The organism is Pararhizobium sp. LjRoot255, assembly GCF_964252905.1.
In the GTDB taxonomy this organism is placed as follows: domain Bacteria; phylum Pseudomonadota; class Alphaproteobacteria; order Rhizobiales; family Rhizobiaceae; genus Pararhizobium.
Map to the genome: position 1 here is coordinate 430,095 of NZ_CAXUPQ020000001.1, position 12,655 is coordinate 442,749.

The following is a 12,655-nucleotide window of genomic DNA, read 5'->3' on the forward strand; positions in this document are numbered from 1 at the left end:
TCAGACGGCCGGCTGGCGCACGACCGGTTTCAGCACGATGCCTTTCTCCGAATCCGCGACCGCCTGGTTGATGTCGGCGAAATCATAGAATGTGACGAGCCTGTCGAAGGGGAAGCGGCCCTGCCGGTTAAGATCGATCAACAGCGGGATCAGCACATCCGGATTGGAATCGCCCTCGACGATGCCGCGGACGCGGCGTCCGCCGGACAGGATATGCGTGAGGTCGAGCGTCAGTGTCGCACCGGCGGGCGAAGCGCCAACGATGCCGCAGGTGCCGCGCGGCGCCAGCACGCGGACGCACTGGTCGATAACGGCGGGCACGCCGGAAGCATCGATGGAATAGTCGACGCCGGTGCCGGTGAGCGCCATGATGGCGGCGACCGCATCTGCCCTGCCGTTGACGATGTCGGTCGCGCCGAGCTCCGCGGCAAACGCAAGCCGCGTCTCGTTGACATCGACGGCGATGATCCGTGACGCACCGACGACCCGCGCCGCCATCACCGCGGCAAGCCCAACCGAGCCCATGCCGAAGACCGCCAGCACCTTGCCTGGCTCGACCTTGAGGGCATTCATCACCGCGCCGGCGCCGGTCTGGATGCCGCAGGCGAGCGGACCGAGCAGCGCCAGGTCGGCATCTTCAGGCACTTTCACGACATTGCGTTCATGGCAGAGAGCGTGGCTGGCGAAGGAGGATTGTCCGAAAATGTTGCCGTGGACCGGCACGCCCTCGCAGGAGATCCCGCTCGAACCGTCGGCGCGCGACCCGAAGAAATTGCGCGGGAAGAATTCGTGGCAATAGGTCTCCTCGTGATCGTTGCAGCTCGGGCAATGACCGCAGGAATTGAAGGTCATGACCACGTGATCACCCGGCTTCACCTTGGCAACGCCCGGCCCGACGCGCTCGACGATGCCGGCACCTTCATGGCCGAGCACGACCGGCTGCGGCACCGGCAGATGCTGGTCGCGCATGACGATATCGGTGTGGCAAACCCCGGTCGCCACGACGCGAACGAGGATTTCACCCTCGCGCGGTTCCTCGAGGTCGAGCCTTTCCAGCGTAAACGGCATATGCGGCGCGCGCGCCACGGCGGCGTGGATCTTCATAATCTTCCTCCTCCCGATGGTCAGCCCGCGAACGGCCCGGCGAGCCGGGCCCGTTTCCTCAGCGGGTACGTTTGTAGGCGCCCAGTCCTGGCTGATAGGTCTTGTCGTCGAGGAACTGCTTCAGCCCCTCGTCGCGTCCCTTGGTCTTGTCGAGAAACAGCATCTGCTCCAGCTTGGCGTAGATGTAGTCGTCGGCGAGATCCCACGGCAGGTCGCGCACGCGCTTGTAGGTGTCCTTGGCGGCCTTCAGGGTGACCGGGTTCTTTTCGAGCAGGCTGGCGCAGATCTTGCGGACCCTGTTTTCGAGGTCTGCAAGCGGCACGGCTTCGTTGACGAGGCCCATCTCGGCGGCCTTGCGCCCATCGAAGAGTTCACCGGTCATGATGTAATAGAGAGCGTCGCGATGGCGCATCACTTCGGCGACCGCACGGGTGACGTTGCCGCCCGGCAGGATGCCCCAGTTGATCTCGGAGAGGCCGAAATTCGCCTCCTCGGCGGCGATGGCGAGATCGCAGGAAACGAGCGGCGTGAACGCGCCGCCGAAGCACCAGCCGTTGACCATGGCGATCGTCGGCTTTTCGAAATACATCAGCCGGCTCCACCAGCCGCCCGATTGCCGCCGCGCCTTCAGCGTGGCGTCGCGCGGCTTGCCGTCGTTGTCGCGGAAATATTCCTTGAGATCCATGCCGGCCGACCAGGATTCGCCGGCACCCCGCAGGACGAGAACGCCGCAGCGGTCATCACCCTCGAGCTCGTCGAGCACTTCGAGCATCCGGGCATTCAGGGCCGGGTTCATCGCATTGCGCTTTTCCGGGCGGTTGAGGGTCACAAAGGCAATGCCATTGTCGAATTCGACCAGAACCGGCGATTTCATTTCAGTCATAAGGTTACTCCATGGGTTTCGGGGTCAAAGGCCGGGGCCGCTTCACAAAGCTTGTCGTTGAAGGATTTCGTCGGAATGGGACTGGCGCATAACATGTTTCTGCACCTTGCCGGAGGCCGTGCGGGGAATTGTCTCGACAAAGAGAATGCGGGCCGGGCGCTTGAAAGCGGCGAGCCGGGCCGCGCAATGACCGGCAATCTCGTCGCCCGTTGCCGTCGCGCCGGGCCGCAGCACGATATAGGCGACGCCGCATTCGCCCCACCGGCTGTCGGGAACGCCGACCACCGCGGCATCGAGCACGTCCGGATGGCTTGCGAGCGCCGCTTCGACCTCGGCGGGGTAAACATTCTCGCCGCCGCTGATATACATGTCCTTCAGCCGATCGACGACGCGGTAGAAGCCGTTCGCCTCGCGCCGGCCGAGATCGCCCGTGCGGTACCAGCCGTCGGTAAAGGCTGCGGCGGTTTCCCGCGGCTTGTTCCAGTAGCCAGGCGTGACCGCCGGCCCGCGCAGCCAGAGTTCGCCGATCTCACCTTCCTTCGCATCGTTGCCCTCTGCGTCGACGATACGAATGTCGAGCAACGGCGCGGGAAGACCGACGCTGCCGGGATTGTCCTTAACCGCGCGTCGGTCAATCGGCACATGCAGCACGGTTCCCGCCTCGCTCATGCCGTAGCCGTTGACCAGCGCAACCCCGTCGGCGAGATAGCTTTCGATCAGCGCCTGCGTGAGCGGCGCGCCGCCGACGAACAGCGCGTGAAGGCCGGCCAGTGCCGCGGCGCTATAGGCGGGATCGTTGCGCAGCGCGAGCGCGATCTGCGGCACGGCGAAATAGTGGGTAATGGCAAGCTCCCGGTCGGCAAGCGCCGCGAGCGTCCTGGCTGGCGTGAAGCGGTCGGAGATGACGAGTGTGCCGCCCAGCATCAAGGTGGTGCGGGCAACCGCGATCAGCCCGATCGTGTGGAAGAACGGCAGGTCGCACAGGGCAACCGAACCGGGACCGATCTCTCCGACGAAGGAAAAATTGACGGCGGCGAAAAAAGCGTTGCGGCGGGTGATGATGACGCCCTTCGGCTGTCCCGTCGTGCCCGACGTGTAGAGAAGGACGCAAGTGGCATCGGCATCGACGGGCGTCGGTGCGGCCGGATGACTTGCCTCGATCTTCGCGGCGAGACCCTCCGGCCCGTCGGCGGTGGATATCGTCGTCATCTGCGGGACGGCGTTCGCTACGCTGGCCGCAACCGCCGCAAATTCCTCATCATGGACCAGCAGAACGGGCGTGCAATCGGCAAGGATCGGCCGAAGCTCGGCGGCGTTGAGACGCCAGTTGAGCGGCACGTAAACGGCGCCGACGCGCTGGCAGGCCAACGCCAGCACTATCGAATCGATCGAGTTGCGCGCCAGCATGGCGACACGCGCGCCGTCCCGACGCGGCCCGAGTACCTCTTTCAGAAAGCCTGTGCAGCAGGCGATGCGCGCATCGAGCCCGGCATAGGTAAGCTGCCGGCCGGTGGCGATTTCGAACAGGGCCAGGCGATCCGGTGCGACGCTGGCGCGGTAAAGGATCGGATCGTCCTTCACCAGCCCGCAATCTGTCGGTGAAGCCATCCCGAAAAAGGATTCTGCCATTTTCTCCTCCCATGCCCGCCACCCCTCCGCGGCAGGCATCAAATTTGTATGTAACACATACTAATATTTTTTGGACGGAATGCAAGGGCTGCTGGATACAGCCGGGAAACATTCCTTTCCGTCTCGATAAATTATTGACGAAACCGCTCGTTTTGATGGTTATGATGGCTGGCAAGGCGAGGGGCAGAACGATGAGCAAAAAACCGCAGGACGGTGTCGAGAGCGACGACGCTCACGCAGTGCCGAGGCTCGACGTCGGTCGGCTTGGCAACCTCTTGGGTTTTCATCTGCGCATGGCGCAGGTCGCCATCTATCGCGACTTTGCCGAGACCGTGGCGGATCTCGCCCTGACGCAGAAGCAGCTCGCCGTGATGGAACTGATCGCAGCCAATCCGGGCACGTCGCAAATCGACCTCGCCCATACGCTCGGAACCGACCGGGCGACGATGATGGCTCTCGTCAACCGGCTGGCAGCCCGCGACCTGATCGAGCGCCGCCCCTCCTCGGCCGACCGCCGGCGTCAGGAGCTTCACCTGACGAAAGAAGGACGCGCAATGCTGACCCGGGCGCGCAAGCTGATCGACATCCACGAACAGCGTTTCGTCGACCTCTTTTCGCTCGCCGAGATGGATGCGTTACTGGCCGCCCTGAAACGGATATATGAAGAACACTGACCGGTCCTGCAGCAGTGCTGTATGTCGACAAGCGGCGGCGCGGCGATCCTCGTCCTGAATCATATGTCGACAGAATCGAATTTTGTCGACACGTCACGCGGACCTGTCGTCCCCATCGACATATCGGAATAATGTGTCGGCTTCGGCGTGGCCTATCTGCAGGCGCAGTCGCGGGCAGCAACGGGTGCGCGCCTGCCCCCGATAACGCTCAGTTCAAAGCCTTTGCAGCAAGGCGCGGCTGATGGTTTTGGGCGGCTCGCTGCGCAGGACGAGCGATGTCGTCACAGCCCCGTATCTGGCGATCGTGTCGACGATCGTCTCCAGTTCTCCCGGTGTCGGAACCAGCACCTTCAGGAGAAAGCAATCCTCACCGGTCAGGCGCAGAACCTCCATGACATGCGGCATTTCGGAGAAGAGCTTGAGGCAGGCGCGAATATGCTCATGTGTCGTGCGCAGGCGAATGACCGCCATCATCCCGAGCCCGAGGGCCGCCGCATCGATGCGTGCCGCGTAGCCGGAGATGATGCCTTTCTCCTCCAGCCGCTTGACCCGCTCCGATGTCGCCGGCTGGGAGAGCCCGACCCGGCGCCCCAGCTCCGAAATCGCGATGCGCCCGTTTTCCTGCATCACTTCGATAATCGCGATGTCGGTCGGGTCGAGGACGGATCGATCGGTTTCGGCAGTTCCCATGTTTCACCTTCAATCCATCGGCAATCGGCAGCTTTTTCCGATGAGTTCTCATTCAAAACCGCCGGCGTGTCCATCATCTTCGCACTGGTCCAGATATTTCATGGCCAGATATTTCAAGGCCAGATTTCAAGGCCAGATGTTTCAAGGAGAGACCGTGACGGACATCATTATTCTGCCGGGGATCGGCGGATCGGGCGAAAGCCACTGGCAAACGCGTTGGGAGAAGACAAATCCGCGGATGCGGCGCTTCCGGCCATCGGATTGGGACCGGCCGGACCTCAAGGACTGGATCGCCGCGCTGGAGCGCGAGGTCAAGCTGTCGGCGGACCCGCCGTTGCTGGTGGCGCACAGCCTCGCCTGCCTTCTTGTCGCACATTGGCAGCAGGCTTCGGCCCTGCCCGTCGCCGGAGCATTTCTGGTCGCGGTTCCTGATCCCCGCGCGCAAGCCTTCCCTGAGGAAGCGCGCGGCTTCGCCGGTCCGCCAGAAGGTCCGTTGCGCATGCCGTCGTTGATGGTTGCCAGCAGCAACGATCCTTTCGGCACCCCGAGCTATGCGAGGGAACGGGCAAAAGCGTGGGGGAGCGATCTCGTCGACATCGGCGCGGCCGGCCACGTCAACGGTCAAAGCGGCCTCGGCGACTGGCCGGATGGCAAGAACCTCTTGACTGCGTTCGCCGCCGGGCTTGCGGCGGCGCGTGGCTGATTGCAACAAAAAAACCCGGCATCGCTGCCGGGTTTCGTGGTCATCGCAAGGGAAAAGCTTATGCGGCGGCTTCGTAGAGCTCGAGCACATAGTCCCAGTTGATCAGGCTGTCGACGAAGGCTTCGAGGTACTTCGGACGGGCGTTGCGGTAGTCGATGTAGTAGGAATGTTCCCAGACATCGACGCCGAGGATCGGCGAGGCGCCATGGACCAGCGGGTTTTCGCCGTTCGGGGTCTTGGAGATTTCAAGCTTTCCGTTCTTGACCGAGAGCCAGGCCCAGCCCGAGCCGAACTGGCCGGTGCCGGCGGCGATGAGATCGGCACGGAACTTGTCATAGCCGCCGAGATCGGACTTGATGGCCGCGTCGAGCTTGGCCGGAAGCGCGGTGCCACCGCCGCCCTTCTTCATCCACTTCCAGAAATGCACGTGGTTGTAATGCTGGCCGGCATTGTTGAACAGCGGCTGGTTGGTGCCGTAGGACTTCTTGACGATTTCTTCCAGCGACAGGTCGGAGAGACCGGCTTCCTCGGCAAGCTTGTTGCCGTTGGTCACGTAAGCGAGGTGATGCTTGTCGTGGTGATATTCGAGCGTTTCGCGCGACATGTAGGGCGCAAGCGCGTCGTAGTCGTAAGGCAGGTTCGGCAATTCGAAAGCCATGATGGTATCTCCTCTTCGTGGCGGGGTCCATGAAAGCCGGGTTGGAATTCATGAAAGAAATCGGTGAGGCGGAACATAGGGACCACCGCGGAAACAGGCAACCGCCGCCATGCCAAATTTCGCTACAGGCATGGAAAATACTTCTCGCGCTTGATTGTTCCCTCTGGCGTCAACACCGGCGTTGCGCCCGTGTTGACGCCAGCGTGGCAAACCGTCATGTCTGGCGGCGGTGCCCTCGTCCTCCAAGGAGAATGACACATGTTGTTCCATGGTCTCTCTGCCTTCCCGATCACGCCTGCCGACCCCCACGGACGTGTCGACGAAACCGCTCTCAGCGCCTTGCTTCGCCGCATCGCCGATGCAGGCGCCGATTCCGTCGGCCTGCTTGGAAGCACCGGCTCCTATATGTATCTCAGCCGTGGGGAGAGACGCCGGGCCATCGAAACGGCTGTCGATTGCCTCGGCGGGCGCACCCCCGTCATCGTCGGCGTCGGGGCCCTGCGCACCGACGAATCGATCGCCCTTGCCCAAGACGCCCGGGATGCCGGGGCGCAGGGGCTTCTGCTCGCGCCGGTATCCTACACACCGCTTGGTGACGACGAAGTCTTCGAGCACTTCGCTGCGGTCGCGGCGGCGACGGACCTGCCCGTCTGCGCCTACAACAATCCGGGCACGACGCATTTTTCCGTCAGCAATGTGCTTCTCAGGCGCCTCGCCGAGGTCCCGACGATCGTTGCGGTGAAAAACCCGGCGCTGCCGGCCGCGGACATGCCCGCCGCTCATCGGGCGACGCAAAGCGCGCTTCCCGCCGATTTCGCGATCGGCTACAGCGGCGACTGGCTCGCGGCTGACGCCATCCTGTCCGGCGGCGTTGCCTGGTACAGCGTCATCGCCGGGCTGCTGCCGAAGCCGGCCGTCAAGCTGATGCGGGCGGCGCAAGCCGGCGATCGCGCAGAAACGCAGCGGATCAACACCCTTTTCGAGCCGTTCTGGGAACTGTTTCGCGAATTGAGCAGCTACCGTGTCGTTCACGCCGCGGCAAACCTGCTCGAGCTCAACCGCTTCGACCCGCCACGACCGATCCTGCCGCTTTCGCCAGCCGACCGGCAAAGGGTGAAGGCGGCGCTCGACAGGTTGTCGTCGATCTAGCCGCGCCGTCAGCCACGGCGCTGGCCGGCAACGATTGCCGGCGCACTACCATTTGCGCGGATAGTGCTCTAATTTCGATTGCGCAAACGCCTTGGACATATAAGTTCTATGCGGTTCCGGCCTGCATCACTTCGATGCGCGAGATCCCGGCACCAAGCGTTTTCAGGTCTGCATATTTCATTCGGCGTTCGAAGATCGTTCAATCACGCGAGGGGAATTTCCATGGCCAATCCGTTGTCCACGCTCGGCATCATCCATACCGTCATCAGCGTCGTGCCTGTTGTCGCCGGCCTCTACGGCTTTTCGAAATATGGGGCGATCGTTCCGAAAACCGATTCGGGGCGGATCTATGTCATCACGCTCGTGCTTTCAGCCCTCACCGCCTTCGGCCTGTCGAGCACCGGCGGCTTCAATGCGGGGCATGCGATCGGCATCCTTGCCCTGCTGTCCGTCGCCTTCTCGCTGATCATCGCCAGGCTCGGCTGGTTCGGCCGCCTCAACCGCCATCTGCAGGCGCTGTCGATGTCGTTCACCTTCTTCCTGCTGCTGGTGCCGGCGATCAACGAGACACTGTCGCGCGTGCCGCCCGCAAACCCGATCGGCAACGGCCCGGACTCGGCGCCGGTGCAGACCGTGACCGCCATCTGGGCAATGATCTTCCTGATCGGTATCTGTCTTCAGGCCTGGACGATGCACCGCCGGCCGGCCGCCATGCCGGTCTGACATAGCCGGGCTGTCGCCTGATCTTTCCTTACAAATCCGGCCGGCCCGCCGAGTGTGCCCAGTCCATGTACAAATCCTTCGCCTTGGCGGCGATCGGGCCTGATTGCAGGTCGCGGTCGTCGAGGCGGGTGACGGGCAGGACCTTGGAATAGTTGCCGGTGGTGAAGATTTCGTCGGCAGTTTCGAAGTCGGAGACGGTCATCGTCGTCTCGACCACCTGGAAGCCGGCGTCACGCAACAGCCCCATGACGCGCAGGCGGGTGATGCCGGCAAGGAAGGTCTTGTTGGCGGCAGGCGTGAAGACGACGCCGTCTTTCACCATGAAGACGTTGGAGGAACCGGTTTCGGCGATGTTGCCGAGCATGTCGCGCACCAGCGCATTGTCGAAACCGCGCGATTGCGCCTCGCGGATGATGCGGCCGTTGTTGGGATAGAGGCAGCCGGCCTTGGCGTCCGTCGGCATGCACTCCATCGTCGGCCGGCGGAAAGGCGAAACGGTAAGCAAGGAGCCGCCATGACCGTTGCCCATCGGCGCTTCGAACAGGCAGAGCGCAAAGCGGGTCGATTCCGGATCGGCGGCGACGACGCTGCCGGACGAGCCGTGCTCGGCCCAGTACATCGGCTTGATATAGAGGGCGGTCTTGCCGTCGAATTTCTTGCAACCCTCCCAGGCGAGGTTTTCGATATCCTCGGCGGTTACCACGGGCTTGAGGCCGAGCGCCAGCGCCGAGCGGTTGACGCGCTGGCAATGCAGGTCGAGATCGGGCGCAATGCCGTCGAACCAGCGGGCGCCGTCGAACACGGTCGAGCCGAGCCACATGGCATGCGAGGCCGGGCCGATCAGCGGCGGATTACCGGAAAGCCATTCGCCATCGACATAGGTCCAGGTGGTGCTGCGCGGGGATGTATCGACGGCCATGACGGTCTCCTGTTTCGTCTCTCGAATCCGCAATAGCCGGAAAATCGAGAAGTGGGGTAAATAGGTACATCAAAAAAAGTCATGCCGTCCAATCTGGATCGCACGGCACCGCTCGCATAGTCTGCCGCCCAAAGCACAAAGGACCCTGCAATGAAAGCCATGTATTACGACGCCTTCGGCAAGACGCCCGATATCCGCATGCTGCCAGACCCGACGCCGAGCAAGAATGGCGTCGTCATCAAGGTCGAGGCGACCGGGCTTTGCCGCAGCGACTGGCACGGCTGGATGGGCCATGATCCGGACATCGCCCTGCCGCATGTGCCGGGCCACGAACTGGCCGGCACCGTCGCCGCCAAGGGCAAGGGCGTCATGCGCTACAAGGTGGGCGACCGCGTGACCGTTCCCTTCGTCTCCGGCTGCGGCCGCTGCGGCGAGTGTCATTCCGGCAATGCCCAGGTCTGCCCGAACCAGTTCCAGCCGGGCTTCACCCATTGGGGCTCGTTCGCCGAATATGTCGCCATCGATTATGCCGACCAGAACCTCGTGCATCTGCCCGACAGTCTCGACTATGCCACCGCCGCCAGCCTTGGCTGCCGGTTTGCCACCTCGTTCCGCGCCATCGTCGACCAAGGCCGGGTGCGCGGCGGCGAGTGGGTGGCGGTGCATGGCTGCGGCGGCGTCGGCCTGTCGGCGATCATGATTGCGTCTGCGCTCGGCGCCAATGTCATCGGCATCGACATTTCCGAGACGAAACTCTCATTCGCCCGCGAGGTCGGCGCGGTCGCCACCATCGACGGCAGCGTCACCGGCGATATCGCCGAGGCCGTGCGCGAGATCACCAAGGGCGGCGCGCATGTGTCGATCGATGCGCTCGGCTCACCCGTCACCTGCTTCAACTCGATCAAGAATCTGCGCCGCCGCGGCCGCCATGTTCAGGTCGGCCTGATGCTCGGCGACCATGCGGCGCCGCAGATCCCGATGGCGCAGGTGATCGGCCACGAGCTCGAAATCTACGGCAGCCACGGCATGCAGGCCTGGCGCTATGAGGCGATGATGGCGATGCTCGAAACCGGCAAGCTCAACCCGCAAAAACTGATCGGCCGCCACATCAGTCTCGAAGAAGCGGTGCCGGCGCTGATGACGATGGACACGGCGCAGGACCTGGGGATCAGCGTGATCACGCAGTTTTAGCTCAAAGGGCAGAGCGGGCTATCGGCACGCGCGTATGGTCCCGGCGCCCAATCCGGCCTCCACAGCTTACATTCGGCGCAAAGCTCCCTATTTAACCATGGTGGCTGCAACGCGTCGTTGCTCATGGAGTGGGATAAATGGCATTATCCATGCTGATCAGTCTTCTGATCACGGTTCTCGTCATTGTGCTTGTCCTCTATCTCGTCGAACGGCTGCCGATCGACGGCCGGACCAAGCAGCTCGTCCAGATCGTCGTGATCATCATCGGCATTGTCTCGCTGCTGAAATACCTCGCGGTCTTTTAACGGCGGAGGGAGAGCAATCTCCTCTCCCTCCCTCAGCATTGAAAGCGAGTTCAAGGATTGACCGATAAAACCGACATCAAGGCTTCCGGCAAGGTCACGGCGCGACGCAGCCAGGACGAAACCTCGGCGGCCGCTCTTGCAATCATCAAGGCGGAACTGGTGGCGCGAAACAAGAAGACCGCCATGCTGAAAGCCTTGCGGCTCGCGCAGGAGCCCGTCGCGGAAAAGCCGGTCAAAAAGGCCGCCGCGAAAAAGAAAAAGAAGTGAGGTTTTTCCCGCCTTTCCAGAGCGCCGGTCACAGCAATCGATTTCCCCTGTTTCTGAAGTGCGCCGTGTCCACGGCGCGCAGACGTCGGGTCAATGGATCGAAGGCGATTTGCGACAAATCTCCCTCTTCTCCCCGGCGGGGAGAAGTGCCTAGCGCATGCGAGGCGATGAGGGGGGTTTTCTTAAGCGATTTCGGCGCCAGCCGCCCCCCTCATCCGGCCTTGCGGGCCACCTTCTCCCCGCTGGGGAGAAGAGGGAGCAAGCCGCAGAGGTAATCCGGCCGCAGCCAGCGGACGAGCCCGCGCTTTTCCTCACTTGCCCGCGAACGTCTCGACTACCTGCGCCAATGAATGCCATGCTGCCCTGTCGCCATCCTTTTTAAATCGGGCTGGCGATCTTGCAAGCGGCAAAACGTCGGCACTGTCGGCGGCGCGCGAGATCACCAGGACGGCGTGCATGTCCCCGATAGACGCGCTCGACAGGCGAACGCTACTTTGAAGGCGTGCTTGCCATCTCAACTGGCGGCAGAATCTGGCCAGCGGGCCGGCGCGAAAGAATGCCGCGCCGAACGGTCAGAGCGATCTTGCCGGCGATGATGCCGGCCACGGCCCCCACGGCCTTGACCAGGGCGTCGTCTAAACGCGCATGCCGGGTCGGGGAGAGTTCCTGCAGTATTTCAATTGCGAACGACGATGCGACGAGAAAGAGCGCCAGCGACATCCATCTTTTCGGATAGGCGATGGCAAAGACAGCGCCTGCCAGGAAAAACGCCACCGAGCGATCCAAGCCGACCGACACTATCGTGTGAGGGCGAAGTCCAATGGGCGAGACGGTCACAAACACCAGGGCCGCCAGCACAGCCCATGCCAGCCACTTGAAAAACTTACCTGTCATCATCCTGTCACAATAGCGGAGAGCATGCATATTGCAATGCACAACAGAATTATTGCGACGCGCAATTTGCCATACCAGGGACGCCGTCGCTGGCCGTCGCGTATCCGCTTCGGTGGATGGCGAGCCCGGGGCCCACTACCCTTGCGCGATGATCCGGTTTTTTCGCTTTCCCGTTCCCGCACGCGCCGCTATTTTCATATCGGCAACGGAATCAACGAGGCGACCATGGCACTTGCAGTTGAAGGGCGGGCGGCTGAGAGGCAGGCGGATGCGCTTTATGCACCCTTGCTCGACACCAATCCGGCCCATCCGAATGGCTGGCCGATCAGGCTGATCGTCGCGTCGCAGACCGAGGCGCGGCACAACCGCGCGCTCTGGGCGCCGAGCCACCTGATCTCGATCCGGGCGCCGGGAACCAAGCTTCTGTCGATGATCGACCTGCCTGCCGAGCGGCATCTGGAACTTCTGTTCGGCGATGTCACCGATCCGGACGAGCCGGATGCGGCGCGGCCAGACGCGGTCGAGCGCACCTTCGGCTTCATCGACGGGCTGCCGGAGGATGCGCATCTCTTGATCCATTGCCTGCGCGGCATCGGCCGCTCGACGGCTTTGACGCTCGGCATTCTTGCCCGCTACATGGAGCCCGAGGAAGCCGCGGCAGCGCTGCATGGCTTAAGGCCGGAAGCAAAGCCGAACCGGCATGTGACCGGCCTCTGCGACACGGTGCTCGGGCTCAAGGGGCGCCTGGCCAAGCAGGCGCTGCGGTTTCCGGCCAAAGTGTGGAAGCCCGCAAAGAGTTGATCCACCTCGTCATCAGGTTGATCCACTTCGTCAGAATGATTGACATCAGAATGATTGTGCAATGC

At 62.9% G+C, this 12,655-nt stretch carries 15 protein-coding genes; 8 read left to right on the forward strand and 7 right to left on the reverse strand.

Features of this window, described 5'->3' with window-relative positions:
- The 3 genes from ACSQ2W_RS02205 to ACSQ2W_RS02215 are packed head-to-tail and all read right to left on the reverse strand — an operon-like array spanning position 1 to position 3,616.
- Positions 1-1,104, reverse strand: coding sequence for an NAD(P)-dependent alcohol dehydrogenase (locus ACSQ2W_RS02205; protein WP_436084770.1), 1,104 nt, complete (start codon positions 1,102-1,104; stop codon positions 1-3).
- A 58-nt stretch (positions 1,105-1,162) separates the two neighbouring features.
- A complete protein-coding gene (locus ACSQ2W_RS02210; protein ID WP_436084771.1) occupies positions 1,163-1,987 on the reverse strand; it encodes a p-hydroxycinnamoyl CoA hydratase/lyase in 825 nt (274 codons plus the stop codon).
- A gap of 42 nt (positions 1,988-2,029) precedes the next feature.
- Positions 2,030-3,616, reverse strand: coding sequence for an AMP-binding protein (locus tag ACSQ2W_RS02215; protein ID WP_436084772.1), 1,587 nt, complete (start codon positions 3,614-3,616; stop codon positions 2,030-2,032).
- A 191-nt stretch (positions 3,617-3,807) separates the two neighbouring features.
- Here ACSQ2W_RS02215 and ACSQ2W_RS02220 point away from each other — a divergent pair, with 191 nt between their 5' ends.
- Positions 3,808-4,290 carry a MarR family winged helix-turn-helix transcriptional regulator gene (locus ACSQ2W_RS02220; protein ID WP_436084773.1) on the forward strand — a complete coding sequence of 161 codons (483 nt, stop codon included), beginning with the start codon at positions 3,808-3,810 and terminating at the stop codon, positions 4,288-4,290.
- 213 nt (positions 4,291-4,503) lie between these two features.
- On the opposite strand, the gene ACSQ2W_RS02225 is transcribed toward ACSQ2W_RS02220, so the two are convergent.
- Positions 4,504-4,980: an Lrp/AsnC family transcriptional regulator gene (locus tag ACSQ2W_RS02225; protein WP_436084774.1), complete on the reverse strand. Its 477-nt coding sequence runs from the start codon at positions 4,978-4,980 to the stop codon at positions 4,504-4,506.
- 40 nt (positions 4,981-5,020) lie between these two features.
- On the opposite strand from ACSQ2W_RS02225, the gene ACSQ2W_RS02230 reads away from it, so the two are divergent.
- The gene (locus tag ACSQ2W_RS02230; RefSeq protein WP_436084775.1) at positions 5,021-5,683 is read left to right on the forward strand and encodes an RBBP9/YdeN family alpha/beta hydrolase; all 663 of its coding nucleotides are present in this window, start codon (positions 5,021-5,023) and stop codon (positions 5,681-5,683) included.
- 58 nt (positions 5,684-5,741) lie between these two features.
- Here ACSQ2W_RS02230 and ACSQ2W_RS02235 read toward each other — a convergent pair whose 3' ends face one another.
- A complete protein-coding gene (locus ACSQ2W_RS02235; RefSeq protein WP_436084776.1) occupies positions 5,742-6,341 on the reverse strand; it encodes a superoxide dismutase in 600 nt (199 codons plus the stop codon).
- A 258-nt stretch (positions 6,342-6,599) separates the two neighbouring features.
- Between ACSQ2W_RS02235 and ACSQ2W_RS02240 the strand changes: the two genes are divergently transcribed.
- Together ACSQ2W_RS02240 and ACSQ2W_RS02245 are read left to right on the forward strand one after the other, a co-directional pair.
- Entirely contained in the window at positions 6,600-7,490 is an 891-nt protein-coding gene (locus tag ACSQ2W_RS02240; RefSeq protein WP_436084777.1) for a dihydrodipicolinate synthase family protein, read from the forward strand.
- Between the two features lie 222 nt (positions 7,491-7,712).
- Entirely contained in the window at positions 7,713-8,213 is a 501-nt protein-coding gene (locus tag ACSQ2W_RS02245; protein ID WP_436084778.1) for a hypothetical protein, read from the forward strand.
- A gap of 28 nt (positions 8,214-8,241) precedes the next feature.
- On the opposite strand, the gene ACSQ2W_RS02250 is transcribed toward ACSQ2W_RS02245, so the two are convergent.
- Complete coding sequence (locus ACSQ2W_RS02250; protein ID WP_436084779.1) at positions 8,242-9,132, reverse strand: branched-chain amino acid aminotransferase; 891 nt, start codon at positions 9,130-9,132, stop codon at positions 8,242-8,244.
- A 150-nt stretch (positions 9,133-9,282) separates the two neighbouring features.
- Between ACSQ2W_RS02250 and ACSQ2W_RS02255 the strand changes: the two genes are divergently transcribed.
- The 3 genes from ACSQ2W_RS02255 (at position 9,283) to ACSQ2W_RS02265 (ending at position 10,895) form a co-directional block, all read left to right on the forward strand.
- Positions 9,283-10,323 (forward strand): zinc-dependent alcohol dehydrogenase family protein, encoded by a 1,041-nt coding sequence (locus ACSQ2W_RS02255; protein WP_436084780.1) that lies wholly within the window; start codon positions 9,283-9,285, stop codon positions 10,321-10,323.
- A gap of 137 nt (positions 10,324-10,460) precedes the next feature.
- Positions 10,461-10,628, forward strand: a complete 168-nt coding sequence (locus ACSQ2W_RS02260; RefSeq protein ID WP_436084781.1) for a Thivi_2564 family membrane protein — start codon at positions 10,461-10,463, stop codon at positions 10,626-10,628.
- Positions 10,629-10,685: 57 nt separating this feature from the next.
- Positions 10,686-10,895 carry a hypothetical protein gene (locus ACSQ2W_RS02265; protein ID WP_436084782.1) on the forward strand — a complete coding sequence of 70 codons (210 nt, stop codon included), beginning with the start codon at positions 10,686-10,688 and terminating at the stop codon, positions 10,893-10,895.
- 489 nt (positions 10,896-11,384) lie between these two features.
- Here the strand turns inward: ACSQ2W_RS02265 and ACSQ2W_RS02270 are convergent, their stop codons facing one another.
- Positions 11,385-11,753 (reverse strand): VanZ family protein, encoded by a 369-nt coding sequence (locus tag ACSQ2W_RS02270; RefSeq protein ID WP_436084783.1) that lies wholly within the window; start codon positions 11,751-11,753, stop codon positions 11,385-11,387.
- Positions 11,754-12,014: 261 nt separating this feature from the next.
- Between ACSQ2W_RS02270 and ACSQ2W_RS02275 the strand changes: the two genes are divergently transcribed.
- Positions 12,015-12,590 carry a phosphatase gene (locus ACSQ2W_RS02275; RefSeq protein WP_436084784.1) on the forward strand — a complete coding sequence of 192 codons (576 nt, stop codon included), beginning with the start codon at positions 12,015-12,017 and terminating at the stop codon, positions 12,588-12,590.
- Positions 12,591-12,655 lie beyond the last annotated feature (65 nt).

Bases quoted from the DNA above. Each gene is read 5' to 3' on its own strand.
- ACSQ2W_RS02230 (WP_436084775.1), top strand. From the start codon at position 5,021: ATGAGTTCTCATTCAAAACCGCCGGCGTGTCCATCATCTTCGCACTGG.
- ACSQ2W_RS02225 (WP_436084774.1), bottom strand. From the start codon at position 4,980: ATGGGAACTGCCGAAACCGATCGATCCGTCCTCGACCCGACCGACATC.
- ACSQ2W_RS02235 (WP_436084776.1), bottom strand. From the start codon at position 6,341: ATGGCTTTCGAATTGCCGAACCTGCCTTACGACTACGACGCGCTTGCG.
- ACSQ2W_RS02220 (WP_436084773.1), top strand. From the start codon at position 3,808: ATGAGCAAAAAACCGCAGGACGGTGTCGAGAGCGACGACGCTCACGCA.
- ACSQ2W_RS02260 (WP_436084781.1), top strand. From the start codon at position 10,461: ATGGCATTATCCATGCTGATCAGTCTTCTGATCACGGTTCTCGTCATT.
- ACSQ2W_RS02215 (WP_436084772.1), bottom strand. From the start codon at position 3,616: ATGGCAGAATCCTTTTTCGGGATGGCTTCACCGACAGATTGCGGGCTG.
- ACSQ2W_RS02275 (WP_436084784.1), top strand. From the start codon at position 12,015: ATGGCACTTGCAGTTGAAGGGCGGGCGGCTGAGAGGCAGGCGGATGCG.
- ACSQ2W_RS02245 (WP_436084778.1), top strand. From the start codon at position 7,713: ATGGCCAATCCGTTGTCCACGCTCGGCATCATCCATACCGTCATCAGC.
- ACSQ2W_RS02210 (WP_436084771.1), bottom strand. From the start codon at position 1,987: ATGACTGAAATGAAATCGCCGGTTCTGGTCGAATTCGACAATGGCATT.
- ACSQ2W_RS02250 (WP_436084779.1), bottom strand. From the start codon at position 9,132: ATGGCCGTCGATACATCCCCGCGCAGCACCACCTGGACCTATGTCGAT.
- ACSQ2W_RS02205 (WP_436084770.1), bottom strand. From the start codon at position 1,104: ATGAAGATCCACGCCGCCGTGGCGCGCGCGCCGCATATGCCGTTTACG.
- ACSQ2W_RS02255 (WP_436084780.1), top strand. From the start codon at position 9,283: ATGAAAGCCATGTATTACGACGCCTTCGGCAAGACGCCCGATATCCGC.
- ACSQ2W_RS02240 (WP_436084777.1), top strand. From the start codon at position 6,600: ATGTTGTTCCATGGTCTCTCTGCCTTCCCGATCACGCCTGCCGACCCC.